Raw genomic sequence first — 18868 nt, 5'->3', positions numbered from 1 at the left:
GGCCGATGGCGACGATCCAGCAGCAGTGGGAACGGTTCTACCGCTGGGGACCGTTCGGCCTGCTCTTCCTCGCGACCCTGCTGGCGCTGCTCACCCGCGACCTGGTCAGCTCGCCCGCCGAGCAGCGGACGGCGGTGCCCCTCGCCCTCGCCGCGCTGGCCGTCCAGATCCTTCACGCCACCGGAAGGATCCCGGGCCGCGGCTACTACTGGACCCGCGCCGTCCTCGCCTTCGGCCTCTCCTGGCTGAACCCCTTCTACTCCATCTACGCGGTGCTCGGGTACTACGACGCCCACCGCTACCTGACCCGCCGCTGGGCCCTGGCCGGATCGTCGATCACGGCGGTCACCATGGCCGGGGCGCAGTCGGGCGGCCTCCCGCCGAGCAGCCTCGGCCAGGCGGTCGCCTTCGGCGGCCTGTTCGTCCTGAACACCGCGCTCGTCCACATCTTCGCGGGCCTCTCGGTCCGGGAGGCCGAGCACGCCCGCGTCCAGGCCGAGACCATCGCCGAACTCGAACGCGCCAACGCCCGCTTGGAGCAGGCCCTCGCCGAGAACGCCGCCCTCCAGGCCCAGCTCCTCGTCCAGGCCCGCGAGGCCGGGGTCAGCGACGAGCGCCGCCGCCTGGCCGCCGAGATCCACGACACCATTGCCCAGGGGCTGACGGGCATCATCACCCAACTCCAGGCCGCCGCCGACGACGAGCACGTCCGCCACGCCACCGCCCTCGCCCGCGAGAGCCTCCGCGAGGCGCGCCGCTCCGTGCAGGACCTCGCGCCCACCCACCTGGAGCACGACACCCTGCCCGCCGCCCTCAAGAAGATCACCGACGGCCGGGCCCACCTCACCGTCACCGGCACGGAGGAACGCCTGCACGACGAGCTCCAGACCACCCTCCTGCGCATCGCCCAGGAGGCCCTCGCCAACGCCACCCGCCACGCGCGCGCGGACCGCATCGGCGTGACCCTCTCCTACATGGACGACGAGGTGACCCTCGACATCCGCGACGACGGCCGCGGCTTCACCCGCCCCTCCGGCGGCTTCGGCCTGACCGCCATGCGCGAGCGCGCCGCCCGCGTCGCCGGGACCCTGGAGATCGAGTCCGAACCCGGCCGGGGCACGGCCGTCTCCGCCCGCGTACCGTTGATCCGCCATGGCTGACGACACGGCTGACGACACCGCTGACATCACCCTGCTGATCGTCGACGACCACCCCGTCGTCCGGGACGGCCTGCGCGGCATGTTCGCGACGACCACCGGCTTCGCGGTGCTGGGCGAGGCCGCCGACGGCCGCGAGGCCGTGGCCCTCGCCGAGGACCTGCGCCCCGACGTCGTGCTCATGGACCTGCGGATGCCCGGCGGCAACGGCGTGGAGGCCATCACCGAACTCGCCCGCCGCGGGCTGCCCTGCAAGGTCCTGGTCCTCACCACCTACGACACCGACACCGACACGGTCCCGGCGATCGAGGCGGGCGCGACCGGCTACCTGCTCAAGGACGCGCCCCGCGAGGACCTCTTCGACGCCGTGCGCGCCGCCGCCGAGGGCCGCACCGTGCTGTCCCCGGCCATCGCCTCCCGTCTGGTCTCCCGCGTGCGCGAGCCGCGTGGCAAGGCGCTGAGCGGCCGCGAACTGGAGGTCCTGCGCCTGGTGGCGCGCGGCACCGCCAACCGGGAGATCGCCGCTGAACTGTTCATCAGCGAGGCCACGGTCAAGACGCATCTCACCCACATCTACGCGAAGCTGGACGTCAAGGACCGGGCCGCGGCGGTGGCCACCGGCTACGAGAGGCATCTACTGCCCTGATCGGACCCGTCCAGCCGGGTTCACTGCTGGTTCTCGCCGTGCGACGACCGTTGGGGGGCGGCGCGCACGTGCGCGCGCACTCCTTGCAGGCCGAACAGGATGAGCAGCTCGACCGCGCCGCCGTCGGCGCTGCCCAGCCAGTGCGGCAAGGACGTGTCGAACTCGGCGGCCTCGCCGGGCGACAACGTCAGGTCGCGCTCGCCGAGCACGAGCCGCAGGCGTCCGTTGAGCACGTAGAGCCACTCAAAGCCTTCGTGGGTCTGCGGAGTGGGGGCGAGCGGCGTCGGTCGGGCCGGGATGATCATCTTGAACGCCTGCACGCCGCCCGGTTGCCGGGACAGCGGCACGAACGTCATCCCGAACCGCCGGATCGGCTTGAGGTGGATGCGGGGGTCGCCGGTGCGCGGCGCGCCGACGAGGTCGTCCAGCGGGACGTCGTAGATCCGGGACAGCGGCAGCAGCAGTTCCAGCGTCGCCCGGCGCTGCCCGCTCTCCAGCCGGGACAGGGTGCTCTCGGACACGCCGGTCGCGGTCGCGAGGTCGGCGAGGGTGATGCCGCGGGCACGGCGCAGCGCGCGGAGCCGCGACCCCACCGCGTCGAGTACGTCGTCATCCGTCGTCTGCTCCATGCGGCCATCTTGCCAGAACCGCAAGTTTGCGTGCCAAATCAGGGCGTGCCTGGTCAACTGGGCGCATACCCAAACAAGGAGCCTTGATGAGCGACACCGATGCGGCCACCTTCTGGGACGGCGTTTACGCGGCCCGGTCCGCGGCCGTCGATCCGCGGCCGAACGTCCGTCTCACCGAGACGGTCACGGACCTGCCGCCCGGTGGCGCGCTGGATCTGGGATGCGGCGACGGCGGCGACACGCTGTGGCTGGCCCGCCGGGGATGGCACGTCACCGCCACCGACATCTCCGCCACCGCCGTCGAACGGCTCACCGCCCTGGCCCGCTCCCACGGCGTGGGCGACCGCGTCACCGCCGTGCGGCACGACTTGCGCGAGTCCTTCCCGCGCGGCGGCTTCGACCTGGTCAGCGCCCACTACCTGCACACCCCCTTCGACCTGGACCGGGCGGCCGTGCTGCGCTCGGCCGCGCACGCGCTGCGTCCGGACGGGCGGCTGCTGGTGGTCGACCACGGCTCGACCGCGCCCTGGTCATGGAACCAGGACGCCGACACCCGCTACCCCAGCCCACGCGAGGTCGCCACGGGCATCGACCTGGACACCTCGACGTGGACGGTCGAGCGGGCCGACGCGCCCCGCCGGACCGCCACCGGGCCGGACGGGCGCACCGCCGAGGTCACCGACCACGTCCTGCTCATCCGCCGAACCGCCTGACACCACCGCCCCAAGGAGGCCCACCGTGCCCGGCACCACGCGCCGCGACACCCCGCCGCCCCGCACCGCCAACAGCGAAGCCGAGGTCCTGCGCGGATTCCTGGACTACCTGCGCACCTCGATCGCCGCCAAGGTCGAAGGCGCCCCCGAACCCCAGGTACGAACCACCGCCGTGCCCTCGGGCACCAACCTGCTCGGCCTGCTCCACCACCTGACCCACGTCGAACGCTCGATCTTCCTCGGCGAGAACGTCACCGACTGGCAGGCCACCTTCCACGCCCCGCCAGAGGACAGCGTCACCAATATCGTCACCCGCTACCGCGACACGGTCGGACGCGCCAACAAGGTGCTCGACGGCTGCACCGACCTGGCGGCCCCGGTTCCCCGGCCACGGCCGGGCCGCCCCGCGCCCAGCCTCCGCTGGGCCCTCACCCACATGATCGAGGAGACCGGCCGCCACACCGGCCACGCCGACATCCTCCGCGAACTCATCGACGGCACCACCGGCCGCTGACGGTCCACCAAGAGCGTGATTCGCCTCAAGGATGCTTAAGGTCCCGGCCGCTGAACCGCTGTTCCACGATCACCGGCTCTAGGGTCGGGGGATGGACGCTCCTCCGGACAGGGACCGGATCATCGAGGTGGCCACCCGGCTGTTCGCCGCGCTGGGCTTCGACGGGACCACCCTGCAACTGATCGCCGACACCGCCGGGACCGACGTCGCCTCGGTGCGCCAGGCGGCCGGCGGCATGACGGACCTGTACCGCACGGTGATGCGGCAGGCCTACGAGGCCGAGCAGGCGGCGCTGGAGGAGGTGCTGGTCACCTTCACCCCGACCCGGGAGGGCGTCAACCGGCTGCTGGACGCCTACCTGGACTTCTACGTCGCCCATCCCGACCTGCTCGGCCTGTGGCTGCACCGCCGGACCGGCGACGCCGCCGACGTGGACGACCTGGAGGACCGCTACGTCCGGTCCCGCCTCTCCGGCCTGGTCGAGATCTTCCAGGAGTTCGCGCCCGGCGACGTCAACCTGGAGCTGGCGATCTGGACCGTGCCCTGGGTCATCTCCGGCTTCCTCGGCCACGGCGTGGTCCACAGCGACCCCGGGCGTTCCCCGCGCCGGCTCGGGGAGACGATCCCCGCCGATGACGTGGAGGAGTTCCGCATCTACCTGCACACCCTCATGGCCCGGATGCTCCCCTTCCCCCAGGAGGTCGAAGAGCGCTCCATGAGCTGAACGCTCAGCCGGGAAGGCCGGTGAGGAAGTCCCGGACGTCCGGCGCGACGGCGGCGGCGAAGTCCTCCTCGTCCCGTAGCGCGGCGGAGACGGCGACAGGTGCCAGGCGCGCGTGCGGCATCGTCCGCACGCAGCGCTCGGCCAGCTCGGTCGGGTGGCGGGCGTCGGTCCCGGGGAACACCAGCACGGGCGCGCGGACGCCGGACAGTTCGGCGACCGACGCGAAGGAGCGGTCGTGGGCGATGGCGGCGGCTGCGCGCACGCTGGCGGGGTCGCTGCGCGGGATCGCGTCCCGCACCATCGCGCCGACGACCGGCGGGAACCGCTCCAGGATCGGCGCCCACGCGGCCTCCAGGCCGCCATCGTCGATGCGGGCGGCGAAGGCGTCCAGGTAGGCGATCTCGGCCTCCTTGGCGGCGGTGTCCTCCTCGATGTCCTCGACGCCGAGCAGGACGGCCGCGCGCACCCGGTCCGGATGGCGCAGGGCGGCGCGCAGCGCGATCGTGGAGCCGAGGCCCGCGCCCGCCAGCACCGCGCGCGGGTGGCCGAGCGCGTCCAGGACGTCGAGCACGTCGCGGGTGTACCGGTCCCAGGTGTGGCGGGCCGGGTCGGCGCAGGGCGAGGCGCCGTAGCCGCGGATGTCGGGCAGGATCACCGTGGCCAGGTCGACGAGGCGGCGGGCCAGCGGGCGCAGGCTGTGCCGGTCGGGGCCGCCCGCGTGCAGCAGCACCAGCGGCGGGCCGGAGCCGAGGACGTCGGCGGCCAGCGGCAGGCCGTCGCCGGCGGTCAGCGTCAGCGGGGTCATGATCGCCTTTCGGTCGGCAGGAGCAGCCCGAGCGCCCAGGCGGCGGCCGGGACGGCGCAGAGCAGGGTGAACACCAGGGGAGTGCCGTGCGTGTCGGCGACCTGGCCGAACACCGGGGTGAGCAGGCCGCCCGCGCTGACGCCGAGCCCGAGGGTCACCCCGGCGGCGGTGCCGGGGCGGCCGGGCAGGTAGTCCTGGCCGAGGCGGACCAGCACCGCGAACGGGACGTTGAGCGCGAGGCCCGCCAGCGCCGCGAACGGCAGCGCCGACAGCGGCCCCGGGGCGAGGCGCAAGCCGATCAGGACCGGGACCGCCAGCGCGGAGCCGAGCCGGACGGCGCGCACGGGACCGGTCCGGTCGGCGAATCGGCCACCGGCGATGGTCCCCAGGACGCCGCCGCCGAGGAAGCAGGCGAGCGCGACCCCGGCCAGCGTCGGCGTCGCGTCCAGATGCCGGATCCAGTACAGGCCCAGGAAGGTGGCGACGGCGGAGAACACCGCCGAGCGCACGACCGAGATCATGGTGAGGACGGCGAACGGCCGCCACCGGTCGGGCCCGGCCGCCACCGTGGCCGACGCGGCGGCCCGCACCCGGCCCGGACGGGCCAGAACGGCGGCGGCCAGCACCGCCGGGGGCAGGAACACGACGCTCGCGGCGACGCCCCAGGCGTCCAGAACCGGGGTGGCTAGGACGGGTGCAAGGAAGAATCCCACGCTGCCGCCCGCCGCGAACACGCTCATGGCGGTGACGCTGTCCCCGGCGGCGTCGCGGGCGGCCTTGCCCGCCGCCGGATGGAACATCGCCACGCCCAGCCCGGACAGCAGGAGCAGCGTCCACACCAGGGCGTAGGGGCCCGCCGCTCCGGCCGCCGCGTATCCGGCACCGGCGAGCAGAACCCCGGCGGCGGCGAGGCGGGGTAGCCGCCACCGGTCGACGGCGAGGCCGATCAGTGGCTGCGGCAGGGCGCTGCCGAGGGTCGCGGCGAGGGTGAGCCCGCTCGCGGCGAGGTAGCTGTAGTGCCGTTCGAGGACGAAGTAGGGGATGCTCGCGAGGACGAGGCCCTGGTAGAAGTCGTCGGCCGCGTGGACGGCGGCCCACATGCCCATCCGCCGCATCGCCGACGGCGGCCGGGAGGGCGCCGCGAGATCGTTGACGATCGCCATGCCGTCCAGGATCGTCGCCGCACGCTATGTCCGGCTATCAGTATCCTGTCGTGTCATGTCGATAACCCGCCATCATCATCCGGACGGGACCGCGTCCCTGCTGCCGCTCGTGCACCGCGAGCGCGTCGACTGGCACGACCACCCGCACGACCAGCTCGTCTATCCGAGCCATGGCGTGCTGGAGGTCTCGACGGCGGCCGGGACGTGGGTCGTCCCGCCGCACCGGGCGGTCTGGCTGCCCGCGGGCGTCGCGCACGCGCATCAGGCGCACGGGCCCACCCAGCTGCGCACGGTCAACTTCGCCGCCGCCCGGTCGGCGGCCGGGTTCGACCGGCCTGCGGTGCTGGCGGTGCCGCCGCTGCTGCGCGAGGTTGTCATCAGCCTGACCGGCGACGACCTTCCCGCCGCGCACCGGCGCAACCTCGAACGGGTCGCGCTGGACCAGCTCCAGCGGACCGACGAGCTGCCGGTGCACCTGCCGCTGCCCGCCGACGACCGGCTGCGCGCCATCGCCGCCGCGTTCGCGGCCGACCCCGCCGACCCGCGCACACTCGCCGAGTTCGGCCGCGAGGTCGGCGCGTCGGAGCGGACGCTGAGCCGCCTGTTCCGCGCGCAGACGGCGATGTCGTTCCCGCAGTGGCGCGCCCAGGTGCGGCTGCACCACGCGCTGGTGCTGCTGGCGGCGGGCACACCGGTGACGGCGACCGCCACGGCCTGCGGCTACGCCGGGCCGAGCGCGTTCATCCAGGCGTTCCGGCTGGCCTTCGGCATCACACCCGGCAGCGTCCGCTAAGGGCGACGACCGCCTCAGGGGCCGCGCAGGCCGCCGTCCAAGGTGATGTTTCCGGACAAGAGGGTGGTGCGGGCGTCGCTGCGCAGATCGACGCGGTAGTCGCCCGGATAGGTGCGCCAGCCCGGCGCCAGGACGTCGTAGACGGCCAGCAGCCGGGGTTCCAGCTCGATGGTGACGCGCCGGGACTCACCGGCGTCGAGCCGCACCCGGGCCCAGCCCGCCAGGCGCGAGCATCGGGCGTCGGCCGCGACGGGCAGCGTCACATAGACCTGGGGCGTGTCGGTCCCAGTGACCGGACCGGTGTTGGTGACGGTCACCTCCACCCGCACGCGGCCTTGCCCGTCCTGGGAGACCTCCAAGTCGCGGTGGTCGAAGGTGGTGTACGACAGCCCGAACCCGAAGGGGAACAGCGGGGTGTGGCCCTGCCGCTCGTACCAGCGGTAGCCGATGTCGGCGCCTTCGATGTCGTAGTCCTCGCTGAAGTAGCCATGGCGGGGTTCGCCGGGGTTGGAGGCGGTCCCGGCGGGATCGTGCAGGACCGGCCGGGGCAGCTGGTCGGTGTCCTGCGGGAAGGTGACGGGCAGGCGTCCGCCGGGGCAGACGGCGCCGGTCAGCACGTCGGCGATCGCCGGGCCGCCCTCGGAGCCGGGGTACCAGGCCGCGACCACGGCCGCCACGTCCCGCGACCAGGGCATGAGCACCGGGCCGCCGGTCTCCAGGACGACCACGGTGCGCGGGGCCGCCGCGGCGATCGCGGCGATCAGGTCGTCCTGGCCGTCGGGCAGCGACAGGTCGCGCTGGTCGCGCCCTTCGGTGGACCACTGCTCGGCGATGACGACGGCGACGTCCGCGTCACGGGCGGCCGCGACCGCCGCCTCCTGGTCGTCGCCGTCGTGGAAGTCGATCGCGGCGTCCGGCAGGGCGGCGCGCAGCGCGTCCAGCGGAGCGGACGGATGGTAGACGCGGGGCAGCTCCATCTGGGCTATGGCCGATCCCTCGGTCTTGGTCGACCCGGCGGGCATCACCTGGGTGGAGCCGCCGCCGGACAGCACGCCGACGTCGGCGTGGCCGCCGACGACCACGATCCTCTTCGTCCCCTTGGCCAGCGGCAGCACGCCGTCGTTGGCCAGCAGGACGATGCCGTCGGCGGCGGCGCGCCGGACCACCGCGGCGTGCGCGTCCCGGTCGACCGGACCGGGCCGGGCCGCCGGATCGAACGCCCGGGATGTCAGCAGGGCCCGCAACAGCCGGATGACGGCGTCGTCGATGCGTTCGAGGGGCACCGTCCCCTCCCGCACCGCCGCCAGCAGGGCGTCCCCGAAGTAGACCTCCTCGTCGAGCTGCTCGCCGGACTGGCGGTCCAGCCCGGCCAGCACGGCCTTGACGGTGGAGTGGGTGCCGCCCCAGTCGGAGACGACGACGCCCGGATAGCGCCACTGGCCCTTCAGGACCTGCGACAGCAGGAAGGCGTTCTGGCTCGCGTACTCACCGTTGACGCGGTTGTAGCCGGTCATCACCGCACCGGGACGGCCGTGCTCGATCGCCAACTGGAAGGCCAGCAGGTCCGACTCGCGCAGCGGCCGCTCGCTGATGTCGGAGCTGACCATGACCCGCCCGGTCTCCTGGGCGTTGACCGCGAAATGCTTGATGGTGGAGACGACCCCTTGGCTTTGCAGACCGGCGATCGCGGAACCGGCCAGCAGCCCGGTGTGCAGGGGATCCTCGCTGATGTACTCGAAGTTGCGGCCGCCGCGGGGCTCGCGGATGAGGTTGGAACCGCCGGCGAGCTGCATGGCGAAGCCCATCGCGCACGACTCGGCGCCGACGACCATGCCGCACCGCCGCGCCGACTCGACGTCGAAGGAGGCGCCCATCGAGAGGCTGGACGGCAGCGCGGTGGAGGTGTCGTCCGGCCGGATGCCGTTGGGGTTGGCGACGCCGAGGCTGGCGTCGCTCTCCTGGATCGCGGGGATGCCCAGCCGCCCGATCCCGGGATGGAACGCCGCCGACCCGATGGCCTCGGACGGCCGATCGGGGAAGGAGGCCATCGGGACGTGCATCAGCCCGACCTTCTCCTCCAGGGTCATCTTCTCGACCAGGGCGCGGGCCTGCGCGTCCGTCGGGACATCGGAGTCTTGCGGGGTCGAGGGTTCCAGCATCGTCGTCCACTCCGCTAACGGCTGCTCGGCAAGGGTGACGATGGGTAGATACCGGCGCGGTTGAGAGGGAAATCCCGCTCAAAGGCCCCAGGGGCGAAGCTTTGTCGTGATGAGTGACAACGCTGGCTCCCCGGTGACCGGCCCGAAACAGGTGGACGCCGTCTGACCGAGGCGCACCGAGCCGTCAGGGCTCGGCGGGTCCCGCCACGACCATGACGCAGCCCGCGTCATCCTGGTCGTCGGGGATGAGGTGGGCGGTGTATCCGGTGGCGGTCAGGATCGCGCACAGCGCCGAATTCATGATCTGCTCGACGGCGTCATGGAAGGGGTCGTTGTCGGCGGTGGGGACCCTTTCGCCGGGAAGCGCCCAGTCGACCAGCACGCCCTCGTCGTAGAGTATGTGGTTGAGGTGGAATCCGCCGCTGGCCGTGGTGGGGTCATGCTGGGGAAATCCGGCGTCCAGCAGAGTGTCCCCGACAAGGTCCGCCAAGGACGCCCAGCCCGCGATCCGCTGCTCCCGCTCCGCGAGGCGCTGGTCGACCGCTTCCTGTGACAGCCCGGCCTGAAGCAGGCATCGGCGCAGTCCGGCGTCCAGACCGTCCTCGCCGAACAGGAAGGGGTCGCTCATATCGAGGAGGGTACGCCGCCGGAGCCGCCGCGGACGGCGATACCGCCGATCTCTGGCGGCGTCGTCGCAGGGCGAGGCGCACCGGGAAGTGCGATCTCCCGAACCCGCCAGCCTTCACCACCACTCCGTCGGCTTTCCCCGCCGCCACAGGAACCGGCGGCGGGGAAAGTCGGATGAGAGCACGGCCGGAGTTGCGGCCTAGAGAAGTCGAGATGGAGCTGGGCCTGCCGCCAGAGCGGCCCTTAGGGGGTGAAGGCGATGTCGCGGGTCAGGTGATGCACCACCTCTGGTAGGTGGTGTCGTTGTCGTTCTTGGCGTAGACCGAGCCGTTGCCGTTGCCGTCCAGACGCAGGCGGGTGTGATCGCTGTAGATCTCCCAGCAGTTGCGCCCGTGGTCCTCGAACCACCAGGACTGGTAGCTCGTGGCGTTGCACCCCTTGGTGTAGACCTTGCCGTAGCCGTTGCCGTCCAGGCACCAGTCGGTCTGCTGGCTGACGAGCGTGGAGAAGTCGCCGCCGTTCCAGCGCTGGTAGTTGGTGGAGTCGCAGGTCTTGCCGTAAACCGTACCGTTGCCGTTGCTGTTGAGGCACAGGCCGGTTTTCAGGCTCCGCAGCCGGTAGCCGGCGGCGAGGTTCTTGCCCTTCCTCTTGCTGGACAGCGCCAGCGCCTCGGAGAAGCGCACCGCCTTGCCCGGGGTCGGCGCGGCCTCGCGCGCCGGGGAGGGCAGGGAGGACGCGGTGGTCGAGGCGGAGGCCGCCGGGACGGCGGCGAGCATGCCGCCGCTGAGTGCGAGCCCCGCCGTGGCGAGCGCCAGCTTCGCGCGTTGGGTCATGAACGGTCCTTTCGGGAAGGTCGGCCGCTCGTCTTGGGAGCGCGTCCGACGTGTCACCGGAAAGGTCGCTTCAGCGGGCCGCCGGTGGCAAGGCGGAAGCCCGTACGTGATCGTTCACGAATGGCTGCTCGCGTGCTGACCAGCGCCGATGCGGTGCTCGCCACCGCCGTTGGAGCGGTTGTCACTCGGGGTCAGGTTCGGGACTTGGGGCGGAGGTTCCGACGGGGGTGTCCGGGTCCGTGGGGTCCGCTGGAACGGGGTCGTCGGTGCCGGGGAAGCCGTCGGTGGAGTCGCCGGTATTGACCTGGTGGGCGGGCTTGGGGCCCAGCGGGCGGACGCGGCGGGGCGGGTCGGCGGCCGGGGTCTTGTTCCTGGGAGCGGTGACGGGGGCCGCCTCGCCACGACTGCGGGGAGGTGCGGAGGGGGGAGGGGACGTGGACGGGCGTGTGGCCAGGGGGGTGGGGAGCGAGACGGCGGGGGTGTCGGTGCGCGTGGGGGTGGGGCGGTCGGGGGAGGAGGCGGTGCGCCAGCCGGTGGCATGCAGCGCCAGGACGAACACGGTGGAGGTCACCAGTGCGGCCAGCAGGGCGGGAACGACGGCTCCTCCGGCGCGGGCGGCTGGTCTGCGGTGATGAACGTCGGGGGTGGGGGCGACGGTCGGCGTTTCGTTGAGCGCGCCGGGTGCGAGCTCGACCGGTGCCGCCTCTGAGGACGTGGGTTCGGGCTTCGTCGCGCTGGGGTCGGGGTGCAGCTCGTTGGGTGCGCCAGCATTCAGTACCGCCAGCCGTTTGCGGTGCTCCAGCCAGACGGCGATCTGCTGTTGGTCGCCGTCGCACGCTTGGACGAGCACGGCGACCAGTTCCGGACGCGGCAGTGTGGGGCGGCTGAGGGCGGTGGCCGCGCTGCTGGCGGGCAAGGACGCCCCGTCGGCTCGCGCGCGGCGCTCCAGTTCACGAAACGACCGGCCCGAGGACTCCTTGAGCTGGCGCAGGCAGGCCACGAACTCGGCCGCCGTCTGCGCTTGCGATGGGTCCGGTTCGACATGATCAGGCACCGGCGGCACTCCCGTCTGTCGTTCACAGCCGCTTACGTCACTGCTTGCACATGGGTTGATCTTTTGTTAGACGCTCGTCGCGTCAAGACGGTTGCCCCCTGGCGCGTCCGGAGGCATGGGCGGCGCGCGTCGCCTATGGCGTACGTCACGTGCCTAGGGGTGTCACGAATGGCGAGGCGTCGGCGCCTTGTGGGTGAACCAGCCGCGCGGCACCTGATCGCCGCTCGTCTCGCAAGGAGAAAACCCATGAACCTCGCCCTGTGGATCGCCGCCGGACTGCTCGCCTTGGTGGCGCTGGCCGGTGGCCTCAGCAAGACGTTCGTGCCTAAGGAGAAGCTGGCCGCGCTTCAGGGCGGGGGATGGACGGGCGATGTCGGCGCCGGCTTCGTCAAGAGCCTCGGAGTTCTTGAGTTGCTGGCGGCGGTGGGCCTGATCCTGCCCGCTTTGGTCGACGTCGCGCCGGTTCTGGTGCCGGTGACGGCCGTCTGCTGGGTTCTGCTGATGGTCGGGGCGATGGTGACCCACGGTCGGCGCGGCGAGAGCAAGCTTGTGATGTTGAACCTGGCTTACCTCGCACTGGCCGCGTTCATCGCGTGGGGTCGCTTCGGGCCGGAGTCCTTCATCGGCTGACCGGATCGGGGCGTGAGCACCTAACAGCGGTCGGCGGGCCTGTCCGAGCAGGCGTCGTCGGCCGCTGGGACTGTGGTCGTCAGCGGGGTGGCTCGTCCAGTGTCAGTCCCAAGGTGGCCGCCAGGTTGATCGTCTTGCGGGGTGTCGAACACTGCACGGCCAGGCTGGTCTCGTTGAGACGGCCGTTGCGGGCTTGGAAGAGGGCCTTCGCAGCGGGATGCCTGCGCATTTCCTCCTCGGTGAGTTCTTCGGCGATCCGATGTGCTGCGGCGATCAGGGTGGGGAGCGCCGACTGTAGGTTCGCGGCCCACTCTCGGAGCGCTTCCAGCCAAGCGCGTACGGAGGCGTCGGAAGTCGAAGAGAACTCCTCGATCGACTTCGCCAGCTTCGACCAGGTGAAGTCGTGCCAGGGCTTGGTCTTCAGCACGGGCAGTTGCCATTGGCGCATGACGATCGACCAGTGGTCCGCACGCGCCGCCACCGAATGGACCGAGAAGTCGGGGAGGCACAGCGCGGTCAGGTTCCAGCCGTGGCAGGCGCCGGTGTCGAGGCCGAAGATCCTGCCGTCGCGGATCATCGGTTCCCGGCCGGTCACGTGGTGGCCGAACACCACCGGCTTGGCGTCGGTGTAGTGGTCGTGCCAGTGGCCCTCGGGGAACAGTGCCGCGAGCTCCCGTTCGCCCCTCGTCGAGCCGCAGAGGATCTCCTCTCGCTGCTCCGGCAGCGGGATCCCGGGCACCATGGCGGCGTGGACGACGCGGACATGCTCGTTCTCGAAGTAGTACGGCAGCGTCCGCATCCACTCGACCGTCTCGGCGTAGCGGTCGCCGAGCTGCAAGCGCGTGATCTCTTGTGCGTAGGAGAAGACGCCGCGCACGTGCTTCCGCTCGTGGTTGCCCATCAGTGCGACGGAGTTGGGACGCTCGCGGAAGAAGCTGACCACCTCGCCGGGCGCCGGGCCACGGTCGACCAGGTCGCCGACGCTGATCAGCAGGTCGTCCGGTCGGATCTCGACCTTCTCCAGCAGTTCGAGCAGCTCGTCGAAGCAGCCATGGATGTCGCCGACGATGACGGTGCGCCGCATGCGGGCGATCCTAGGAAGGCATGCGCTCGTCCGACAAAGGGTTTTGCGTGCCGGAGTGCACGAGAGCACGTTGATGGAACCGGGACAACAGTTCCACGTCGACAGGTGACCGGGGGTTGGCCTGCTGGAGTTCCTGCTCCATGAGGTCGAACAGTTCGGTCTCAAGTCGGCTTCCGGAGCGGACGAACGCCGCGTCGTCATCCGACGTATGCGCCCCCACGCACAAGCGCCCGAGGAACTTGTCGAAGCAGAACGGCCATCGGCTACCGGCAGCGTCTCTGACCAGCATCATTCCGGTGCCGCCATCTCGGTAGATATCGACCTCGGCGATGCGCAGCGGCCGCTGAGGTTCCACATGCCAGGCCGACACCTCAGGCGAACCCGGCACTCCTTCCAGGTCTTCCCGCCGCCACTTGCGGGCTGAATCGTTCTTCGTCATCCGACCATCATGGAGGTAGCCGCTGATCCTGGTCTCGTGACATCGGCGTCAACGGCCGCGCCGCCGAACTCCACTTCGAGCAGCGCGGTGGTTCTAGTTCGGCCAGGTGGGGGAGCGGCCTAGGTGGGCTAGGAGGTGGTCTAGCGGTGATCGGCCGGTGGGAGGCAGGGCGGGACGGAAGGCGGCGTTCGGTGTTGTTCGCTGGTCGTCGTCCGGGACCAGCAGGGCTCCTTGCAGGGCGGCTTCGGTCAGGTCCTCGTCCAGGTCGTAGGGGAGGCCCAGCGTGCGGGCCATGTCCCAGCCGTGGACGGCGTAGTCGATGAAGTGGAAGCCGATGGCCAGCGGGGCGGGGAAGGCCCGTCCGTTGAATTCGGCCAGGGTGAAGGTGCGGGCGAGCACGTCTGGTTCGGCGAAGGCCGTCAGGACCTCTTCGACGGCCGCGGTGTAGGTCTTCACCGGGTCAGTGCCCAACGGGTGGACGGTCCAGGCGGCCGGGTCGCCGCCGGTGCCGCGTGCCGCTGCGGCGAAGCCGTGGTGCTGGGCCGTCATGTGCGCGAGCAGGTCGCGTGCCGTCCAGCCTTCGCAGGGTGTCGGGCGGTCCAGGTCGGTGGTGGTCAGGTGGGCCACGATCTCCGCGCCGGCTTGGACGGCTCGGCGGTCGAGCTCCCGGATGTCGGTCATGGGATGATTGTAGGCATATGCTTATCGTAGGTGGAAGCTTATTTTTCCGTCGCGCGTATCTTTGCCGGATGGACGGCGAACGGCGGCCCGACCTGGCGGCGATGATGGTCCCGCTCGGCCGCGCCCTCATGGCGGCCGAGGGCCCGGTGCTGGCGGAGCATGACCTGTCGATGTGGGCCTACGCGGTCCTGCACGAGCTGGACGAGCGGCCCGTGCGCAGCCAGAGCGCCCTGGCCCGCGCCATCGGCGCCGACAAGACCCGCATCATCGGTGTGCTGGACGGTCTCCAGCGGCGCGGTCTCATCCGCCGCGAGCCGGACCCCGACGACCGGCGGATCCACCTGCTGTCCCTGACCCCCGACGGCCGCCGCCTCCGCGACCAGGTGCAGGCCGCGATCCAGGCCCGCGAGGACCGCCTCCTCGCGCGCCTGCCCGAGGACGACCGCCGCGCCTTCCTGCGCGCCCTCCGCACCCTGCACGATGTTCCGCGCGAGGAGATCATCGACACCGACCGCTGAGCGTCAGGCCAGGCGGGCGGTGATGTCGCCGTTGCCGGTGCGCGTGGTCACCCGGTACCGGACGGTCCGGCTGAGCGACGCCTTGGCCGCGCCGCCGCGCACGGTCACGCCGCCAGAGCCGATGCCGTCCAGCCGCACGGACGTGATCTTGCCGTCGAGCGCGCCGCCGTCCTGGTAGGTGATTTCGGGGCCGATGTCGCAGGCGCTGAGCAGGGCGACACCGGCCGCGGTCGCGGCCAGCACGCGGAACTGTCGGTACAGGGATGCCCTCCCGGTCCGTGGGTGAACGACCGGAGTCTCGGAAGACCGCGCTCCCCAGGTTGCCCCTCAGGAGGCGGTGAGGACGACGAGCCGCTGCGTCGCCCGCGTCATCGCCACATACCGGTCGACCGCCCCTTCGATGCCCTCGCCGAACGAATCCGGATCGATGAGCACCACCAGGTCGAATTCCAGCCCCTTCGACAGCTCCGGCGTCAGCGAACGAACGCGCGGCGTCTCCCGGAACGTGGGATCGCCGATGACGCACGCCGTCCCCTCGGCGTTCGCGGCGAGCCAGGTGTCGAGGATCGACTCCAGTTCTGCGACAGATCCGTGAACGACGGGAACACCGCTGCTGCGAATGGACGTCGGCACGTTGGCGTCCGGGAGCACGGCCCGGATGACCGGCTCGGCCTCCGCCATGACCTCCTCCGGCGTCCGGTAGTTGATGCTCAGCGACGCCATGGTGATCCGGTCGAACCCGATCCGTTCGAGCCGCTCCTCCCATGACTCCGTGAACCCGTGCCTGGCCTGGGCCCGGTCCCCGACGATGGTGAAGCTCCGGGACGGGCAGCGCAGCAGCAACATCTGCCACTCCGCGTCGGTCAGCTCCTGGGCCTCGTCCACGACGATGTGCGCGAACGGGCCGGCGAGCAGGTCCGGGTCGACGCTGGACAGCGCAGCCTCGTCCACCAGGTCGTGCTGCGCGTCCTCGCCGCGCAACATCGTCACCAGCCCTTCGCCGTCGTCATCGGCCTCGATCAGGTTGTCCACGACGGCGGCCATGCGCTCGCGCTCGGCCTCGACGGCCGCCTCGTGCCGCCGCTTGCGCAGCGACGCGCCCGGGTCGCCGAGCCGCTGCCGCGCCGCGTCCAGGAGCGGAAGGTCGGACAACGTCCACGTCTGGGCGTCCTCGCGCTGGAGCTTCCGTGTCTCGTCGGGGCTGAGCCAGGGAGCGCACAACCGCAGGTAGGCGGGCACCGACCACAGGTCTCCGACGAGGTCGGTCGGCTCGATCAGTGGCCACGCCCTGTTGAGGGCCGTGAGCAGTTCCCGGTCCTGGCGCAGCCACTTCCGGAGCCGGTCGGCTGAGACGTCGCCGTCGTGCTTGTCCAGCAGGATCGTGACGAGTTCCTCCCAGATCTGGTCGCGCGCCTCGTTGTGCGGGGTGCCGGGCTCGCGCGCGTTGAACGCCTCGGCCCAGTCGTCGGCGGTCAGCCGGATGTCGGACCAGGGCGTCGTGACCGTCATCCCCTTGGTCGGTGGCCGCTCGTAGAACCGGACGGCCGGTTCGATCGCCTTCACCATGTCCGCGGACGACTTCAGGCGGGCCACGTCCGGATCACTCTCGGCCGCCACCGCAGCCCCTTCCGGAACGAGGTCCCGCAGGGTGCAGGTCTGCACGCCCTCCTCGCCGAGGCTGGGGAGGACGTCGGCGACGTAGCCCAGGTAGGGCTGGTGCGGGCCGACGAACAGCACGCCGCCGCGACGGTGCCCGAGGCGCGGGTCGGAGTAGAGCAGGTAGGCCGAACGGTGCAGCGCCACGACGGTCTTGCCGGTGCCCGGACCGCCGTCGACGACGAGGGCGCCGCGCGACCCGGCGCGGATGATCGCGTCCTGGTCGGCCTGGATGGTGCCCAGCACGTCCCGCATCCGGGACGACCGGTGGCTGCCCAGGCTGGCGATGAAGGCGGACTGGTCGTCGAGCGCGGCGTGCCCCTCGAACCCGTCCGGGGTGAACACCTCGTCCCAGTAGTCGCCGATCCGGCCGCCGGTCCAGCGGTACCGGCGGCGGCTCGCCAGGCCCATCGGGTTGGCGTGGGTCGCGCCGAAGAACGGCTCGGCGGCGGGGGAGCGCCAGTCGAGCAGCAGGCGGCGGCCCGCGCCGTCCTTGAGGCCGAGCCGCCCGACGTAGACGGGCTCGGAGCCGTCCGCCGCGACGATGCGCCCCAGGCACAGGTCCATGCCGAAGCGGCGCAGGGTGCGCAGCCGGGCGGACAGCCGGTAGATCTCCATGTCACGTTCCAGCGCCTTCTGGCCCGAGCCGCCGGGCGCCCTGCGTTCGGCGTCGAGGCGCTCGGTGAGGTCGGCGACGGAGTGGTCGAGGTTCGCCGCGATGGCCGCGAAGTGCCGCTCGTCGTCGGCGATCAGTGCCGGGTCGGCCTTGGCCGCGAGGTGGTCGGGAAGGTCGAACGCGCTCGTGGTCGCGGGATTCACGTCATCGGCTCCGATCTGGGATGGACTGGCTGCTTTCCGGCTGCTCGGTGCCGCTTGGCGCATGCGGATATCCGTGGCCTTTCCTGGTGGACGGTGATGGTGCGGCCGTCGGTGTCCCGCTGCTCTTACCTGCGGGTTTTCGGCCTGGACGGACGATTGTGCGGCACGGAGGGGGTCTTGCCGCAAGCCCCCTGGTGCGCTATAAATTGAGAGTGGAAAGGAGTGGGTACTCCCCTTTCCCTTAAGCGGGCCAGATGCAACGGCATGCGCCGACCTGGAAATTCCCCGCGAGCAGTCCTTCTTTTTCTTTGCGCCCCGCATCACCGCCGAGCGGCGCGACCGTCCATGCCCCGGCTCGTCCCCGCTTCCCGCCGCCGTTGACATTAGGCAGGCAAACACCTGCATAATGCTGGTGTGAGCCTCGAAGGCAAGGCGATGGACGCGATCTTCAAAGCGCTGGCCGACCCCACCCGGCGCCTCCTGCTCGACCGGTTGCGCGAGCACGACGGCCAGACGCTCGGTGAGTTGTGCGAGCGCCTCGACATGGCCCGCCAGTCGGCGACGCAGCACCTCGACGTCCTCCAGCGGGCCGGGCTGGTGACCGTCGTGCGGCGCGGGCGGGAACGGCTCCACTACCTCAACCCGGCGCCCGTCCACGAGATCGGGGAACGCTGGATCTCGGCGTTCGACCGGCCCCGGCTAGAAACGATCAGTGCCATCCGGCACCAGGCAGAGGAGTACGCCATGACCGAGCGACCCGCCCCCGTGCCGTCCTACGTCTACGTCACCTACATCCGGGCCAGCGCCGACCAGGTGTGGCGGGCCCTGACCGACGCGGACCTGACTGCGCGTTACTGGGGGCACGCCAACGTCTCGGACTGGCAAGCGGGTTCGCCGTGGGAGCACCGGCGCGCCGACGGGTCGGGCGTCGTCGACGTCACCGGCCGGGTGGTCGAGAGCGAGCCGCCGACGCGCCTGGTCATCACCTTCGAGGACGCCCCCGACGCCGCGGCGACGCGCGAACCGTCGCTGGTCACCTTCCTCGTCGAACCGCACGAGGACATCGTCCGCCTCACCGTCACGCACGAGAACCTGCCCAACCAGGAGATGCTCGGCGGCATCTCGCGCGGCTGGCCGGCGGTGCTGGCCAACCTCAAGTCGCTGCTGGAGACCGGCGAGCCCCTCCCGCAGGCCCCGTGGGAGATGTCCGGCGAGCACGCCTGA

21 protein-coding genes are annotated in these 18868 nt (G+C 71.5%); 9 read left to right on the top strand and 12 right to left on the bottom strand.

Going from position 1 to position 18868, the window contains the following annotated elements; all coding sequences use genetic code 11:
- Nucleotides 1-5: 5 nt before the first annotated feature.
- Nucleotides 6-1160 carry a sensor histidine kinase gene (locus tag AH6_RS06010; protein WP_067474832.1) on the top strand — a complete coding sequence of 385 codons (1155 nt, stop codon included), beginning with the start codon at nucleotides 6-8 and terminating at the stop codon, nucleotides 1158-1160.
- Nucleotides 1153-1803, top strand: a complete 651-nt coding sequence (locus tag AH6_RS06005; protein WP_067474829.1) for a response regulator — start codon at nucleotides 1153-1155, stop codon at nucleotides 1801-1803. Before AH6_RS06010 ends, AH6_RS06005 begins: the two co-directional genes overlap by 8 nt.
- A gap of 20 nt (nucleotides 1804-1823) precedes the next feature.
- Here the strand turns inward: AH6_RS06005 and AH6_RS06000 are convergent, their stop codons facing one another.
- Nucleotides 1824-2432, bottom strand: a complete 609-nt coding sequence (locus tag AH6_RS06000) for a helix-turn-helix domain-containing protein (RefSeq protein ID WP_067474826.1) — start codon at nucleotides 2430-2432, stop codon at nucleotides 1824-1826.
- A gap of 86 nt (nucleotides 2433-2518) precedes the next feature.
- On the opposite strand from AH6_RS06000, the gene AH6_RS05995 reads away from it, so the two are divergent.
- The 3 genes from AH6_RS05995 (at nucleotide 2519) to AH6_RS05985 (ending at nucleotide 4383) form a co-directional block, all read left to right on the top strand.
- Entirely contained in the window at nucleotides 2519-3145 is a 627-nt protein-coding gene (locus tag AH6_RS05995; protein WP_067474823.1) for a class I SAM-dependent methyltransferase, read from the top strand.
- 25 nt (nucleotides 3146-3170) lie between these two features.
- Nucleotides 3171-3659, top strand: a complete 489-nt coding sequence (locus tag AH6_RS05990) for a DinB family protein (RefSeq protein ID WP_067474820.1) — start codon at nucleotides 3171-3173, stop codon at nucleotides 3657-3659.
- Nucleotides 3660-3750: 91 nt separating this feature from the next.
- Complete coding sequence (locus AH6_RS05985) at nucleotides 3751-4383, top strand: TetR/AcrR family transcriptional regulator (protein WP_067474817.1); 633 nt, start codon at nucleotides 3751-3753, stop codon at nucleotides 4381-4383.
- A gap of 4 nt (nucleotides 4384-4387) precedes the next feature.
- On the opposite strand, the gene AH6_RS05980 is transcribed toward AH6_RS05985, so the two are convergent.
- Nucleotides 4388-5188 (bottom strand): alpha/beta fold hydrolase, encoded by an 801-nt coding sequence (locus AH6_RS05980; RefSeq protein WP_067474814.1) that lies wholly within the window; start codon nucleotides 5186-5188, stop codon nucleotides 4388-4390.
- Nucleotides 5185-6351: an MFS transporter gene (locus tag AH6_RS05975; protein WP_067474811.1), complete on the bottom strand. Its 1167-nt coding sequence runs from the start codon at nucleotides 6349-6351 to the stop codon at nucleotides 5185-5187. Before AH6_RS05975 ends, AH6_RS05980 begins: the two co-directional genes overlap by 4 nt.
- Before the next feature lie 55 nt (nucleotides 6352-6406).
- Here AH6_RS05975 and AH6_RS05970 point away from each other — a divergent pair, with 55 nt between their 5' ends.
- Nucleotides 6407-7144 carry an AraC family transcriptional regulator gene (locus AH6_RS05970; protein WP_067474808.1) on the top strand — a complete coding sequence of 246 codons (738 nt, stop codon included), beginning with the start codon at nucleotides 6407-6409 and terminating at the stop codon, nucleotides 7142-7144.
- 14 nt (nucleotides 7145-7158) lie between these two features.
- On the opposite strand, the gene AH6_RS05965 is transcribed toward AH6_RS05970, so the two are convergent.
- The 4 genes from AH6_RS05965 to AH6_RS05950 form a co-directional block, all read right to left on the bottom strand.
- Nucleotides 7159-9303 carry a beta-glucosidase family protein gene (locus tag AH6_RS05965; RefSeq protein ID WP_169807805.1) on the bottom strand — a complete coding sequence of 715 codons (2145 nt, stop codon included), beginning with the start codon at nucleotides 9301-9303 and terminating at the stop codon, nucleotides 7159-7161.
- Between the two features lie 184 nt (nucleotides 9304-9487).
- Nucleotides 9488-9931 carry a hypothetical protein gene (locus tag AH6_RS05960; protein ID WP_067474805.1) on the bottom strand — a complete coding sequence of 148 codons (444 nt, stop codon included), beginning with the start codon at nucleotides 9929-9931 and terminating at the stop codon, nucleotides 9488-9490.
- Nucleotides 9932-10199: 268 nt separating this feature from the next.
- Nucleotides 10200-10763 (bottom strand): RICIN domain-containing protein, encoded by a 564-nt coding sequence (locus AH6_RS05955; protein ID WP_067474802.1) that lies wholly within the window; start codon nucleotides 10761-10763, stop codon nucleotides 10200-10202.
- A gap of 181 nt (nucleotides 10764-10944) precedes the next feature.
- Nucleotides 10945-11817: a hypothetical protein gene (locus tag AH6_RS05950; protein ID WP_157431288.1), complete on the bottom strand. Its 873-nt coding sequence runs from the start codon at nucleotides 11815-11817 to the stop codon at nucleotides 10945-10947.
- Nucleotides 11818-12063: 246 nt separating this feature from the next.
- On the opposite strand from AH6_RS05950, the gene AH6_RS05945 reads away from it, so the two are divergent.
- Nucleotides 12064-12447, top strand: coding sequence for a DoxX family protein (locus AH6_RS05945; RefSeq protein ID WP_067474796.1), 384 nt, complete (start codon nucleotides 12064-12066; stop codon nucleotides 12445-12447).
- Nucleotides 12448-12526: 79 nt separating this feature from the next.
- On the opposite strand, the gene AH6_RS05940 is transcribed toward AH6_RS05945, so the two are convergent.
- The 3 genes from AH6_RS05940 to AH6_RS05930 all read right to left on the bottom strand — a co-directional run bounded on the left by AH6_RS05940 (nucleotide 12527) and on the right by AH6_RS05930 (nucleotide 14651).
- Complete coding sequence (locus AH6_RS05940) at nucleotides 12527-13531, bottom strand: metallophosphoesterase family protein (protein ID WP_067474792.1); 1005 nt, start codon at nucleotides 13529-13531, stop codon at nucleotides 12527-12529.
- Between the two features lie 10 nt (nucleotides 13532-13541).
- The gene (locus AH6_RS05935) at nucleotides 13542-13970 is read right to left on the bottom strand and encodes a hypothetical protein (protein ID WP_157431287.1); all 429 of its coding nucleotides are present in this window, start codon (nucleotides 13968-13970) and stop codon (nucleotides 13542-13544) included.
- A 93-nt stretch (nucleotides 13971-14063) separates the two neighbouring features.
- Nucleotides 14064-14651, bottom strand: coding sequence for a TIGR03086 family metal-binding protein (locus AH6_RS05930; RefSeq protein ID WP_067474786.1), 588 nt, complete (start codon nucleotides 14649-14651; stop codon nucleotides 14064-14066).
- A 68-nt stretch (nucleotides 14652-14719) separates the two neighbouring features.
- Here AH6_RS05930 and AH6_RS05925 point away from each other — a divergent pair, with 68 nt between their 5' ends.
- Nucleotides 14720-15169, top strand: a complete 450-nt coding sequence (locus tag AH6_RS05925; RefSeq protein ID WP_067474784.1) for a MarR family winged helix-turn-helix transcriptional regulator — start codon at nucleotides 14720-14722, stop codon at nucleotides 15167-15169.
- A 3-nt stretch (nucleotides 15170-15172) separates the two neighbouring features.
- Here AH6_RS05925 and AH6_RS05920 read toward each other — a convergent pair whose 3' ends face one another.
- Complete coding sequence (locus AH6_RS05920) at nucleotides 15173-15412, bottom strand: hypothetical protein (RefSeq protein WP_067474782.1); 240 nt, start codon at nucleotides 15410-15412, stop codon at nucleotides 15173-15175.
- An 84-nt stretch (nucleotides 15413-15496) separates the two neighbouring features.
- Complete coding sequence (gene helR, locus AH6_RS05915; RefSeq protein WP_067474780.1) at nucleotides 15497-17644, bottom strand: RNA polymerase recycling motor ATPase HelR; 2148 nt, start codon at nucleotides 17642-17644, stop codon at nucleotides 15497-15499.
- Between the two features lie 414 nt (nucleotides 17645-18058).
- On the opposite strand from helR, the gene AH6_RS05910 reads away from it, so the two are divergent.
- Entirely contained in the window at nucleotides 18059-18868 is an 810-nt protein-coding gene (locus AH6_RS05910) for an ArsR/SmtB family transcription factor (RefSeq protein ID WP_245679190.1), read from the top strand.

This window comes from Actinomadura hibisca NBRC 15177 (assembly GCF_001552635.1).
Classification (GTDB): Bacteria; Actinomycetota; Actinomycetes; order Streptosporangiales; family Streptosporangiaceae; genus Spirillospora; species Spirillospora hibisca.
This window is presented reverse-complemented; position numbering and strand designations above follow the sequence as displayed.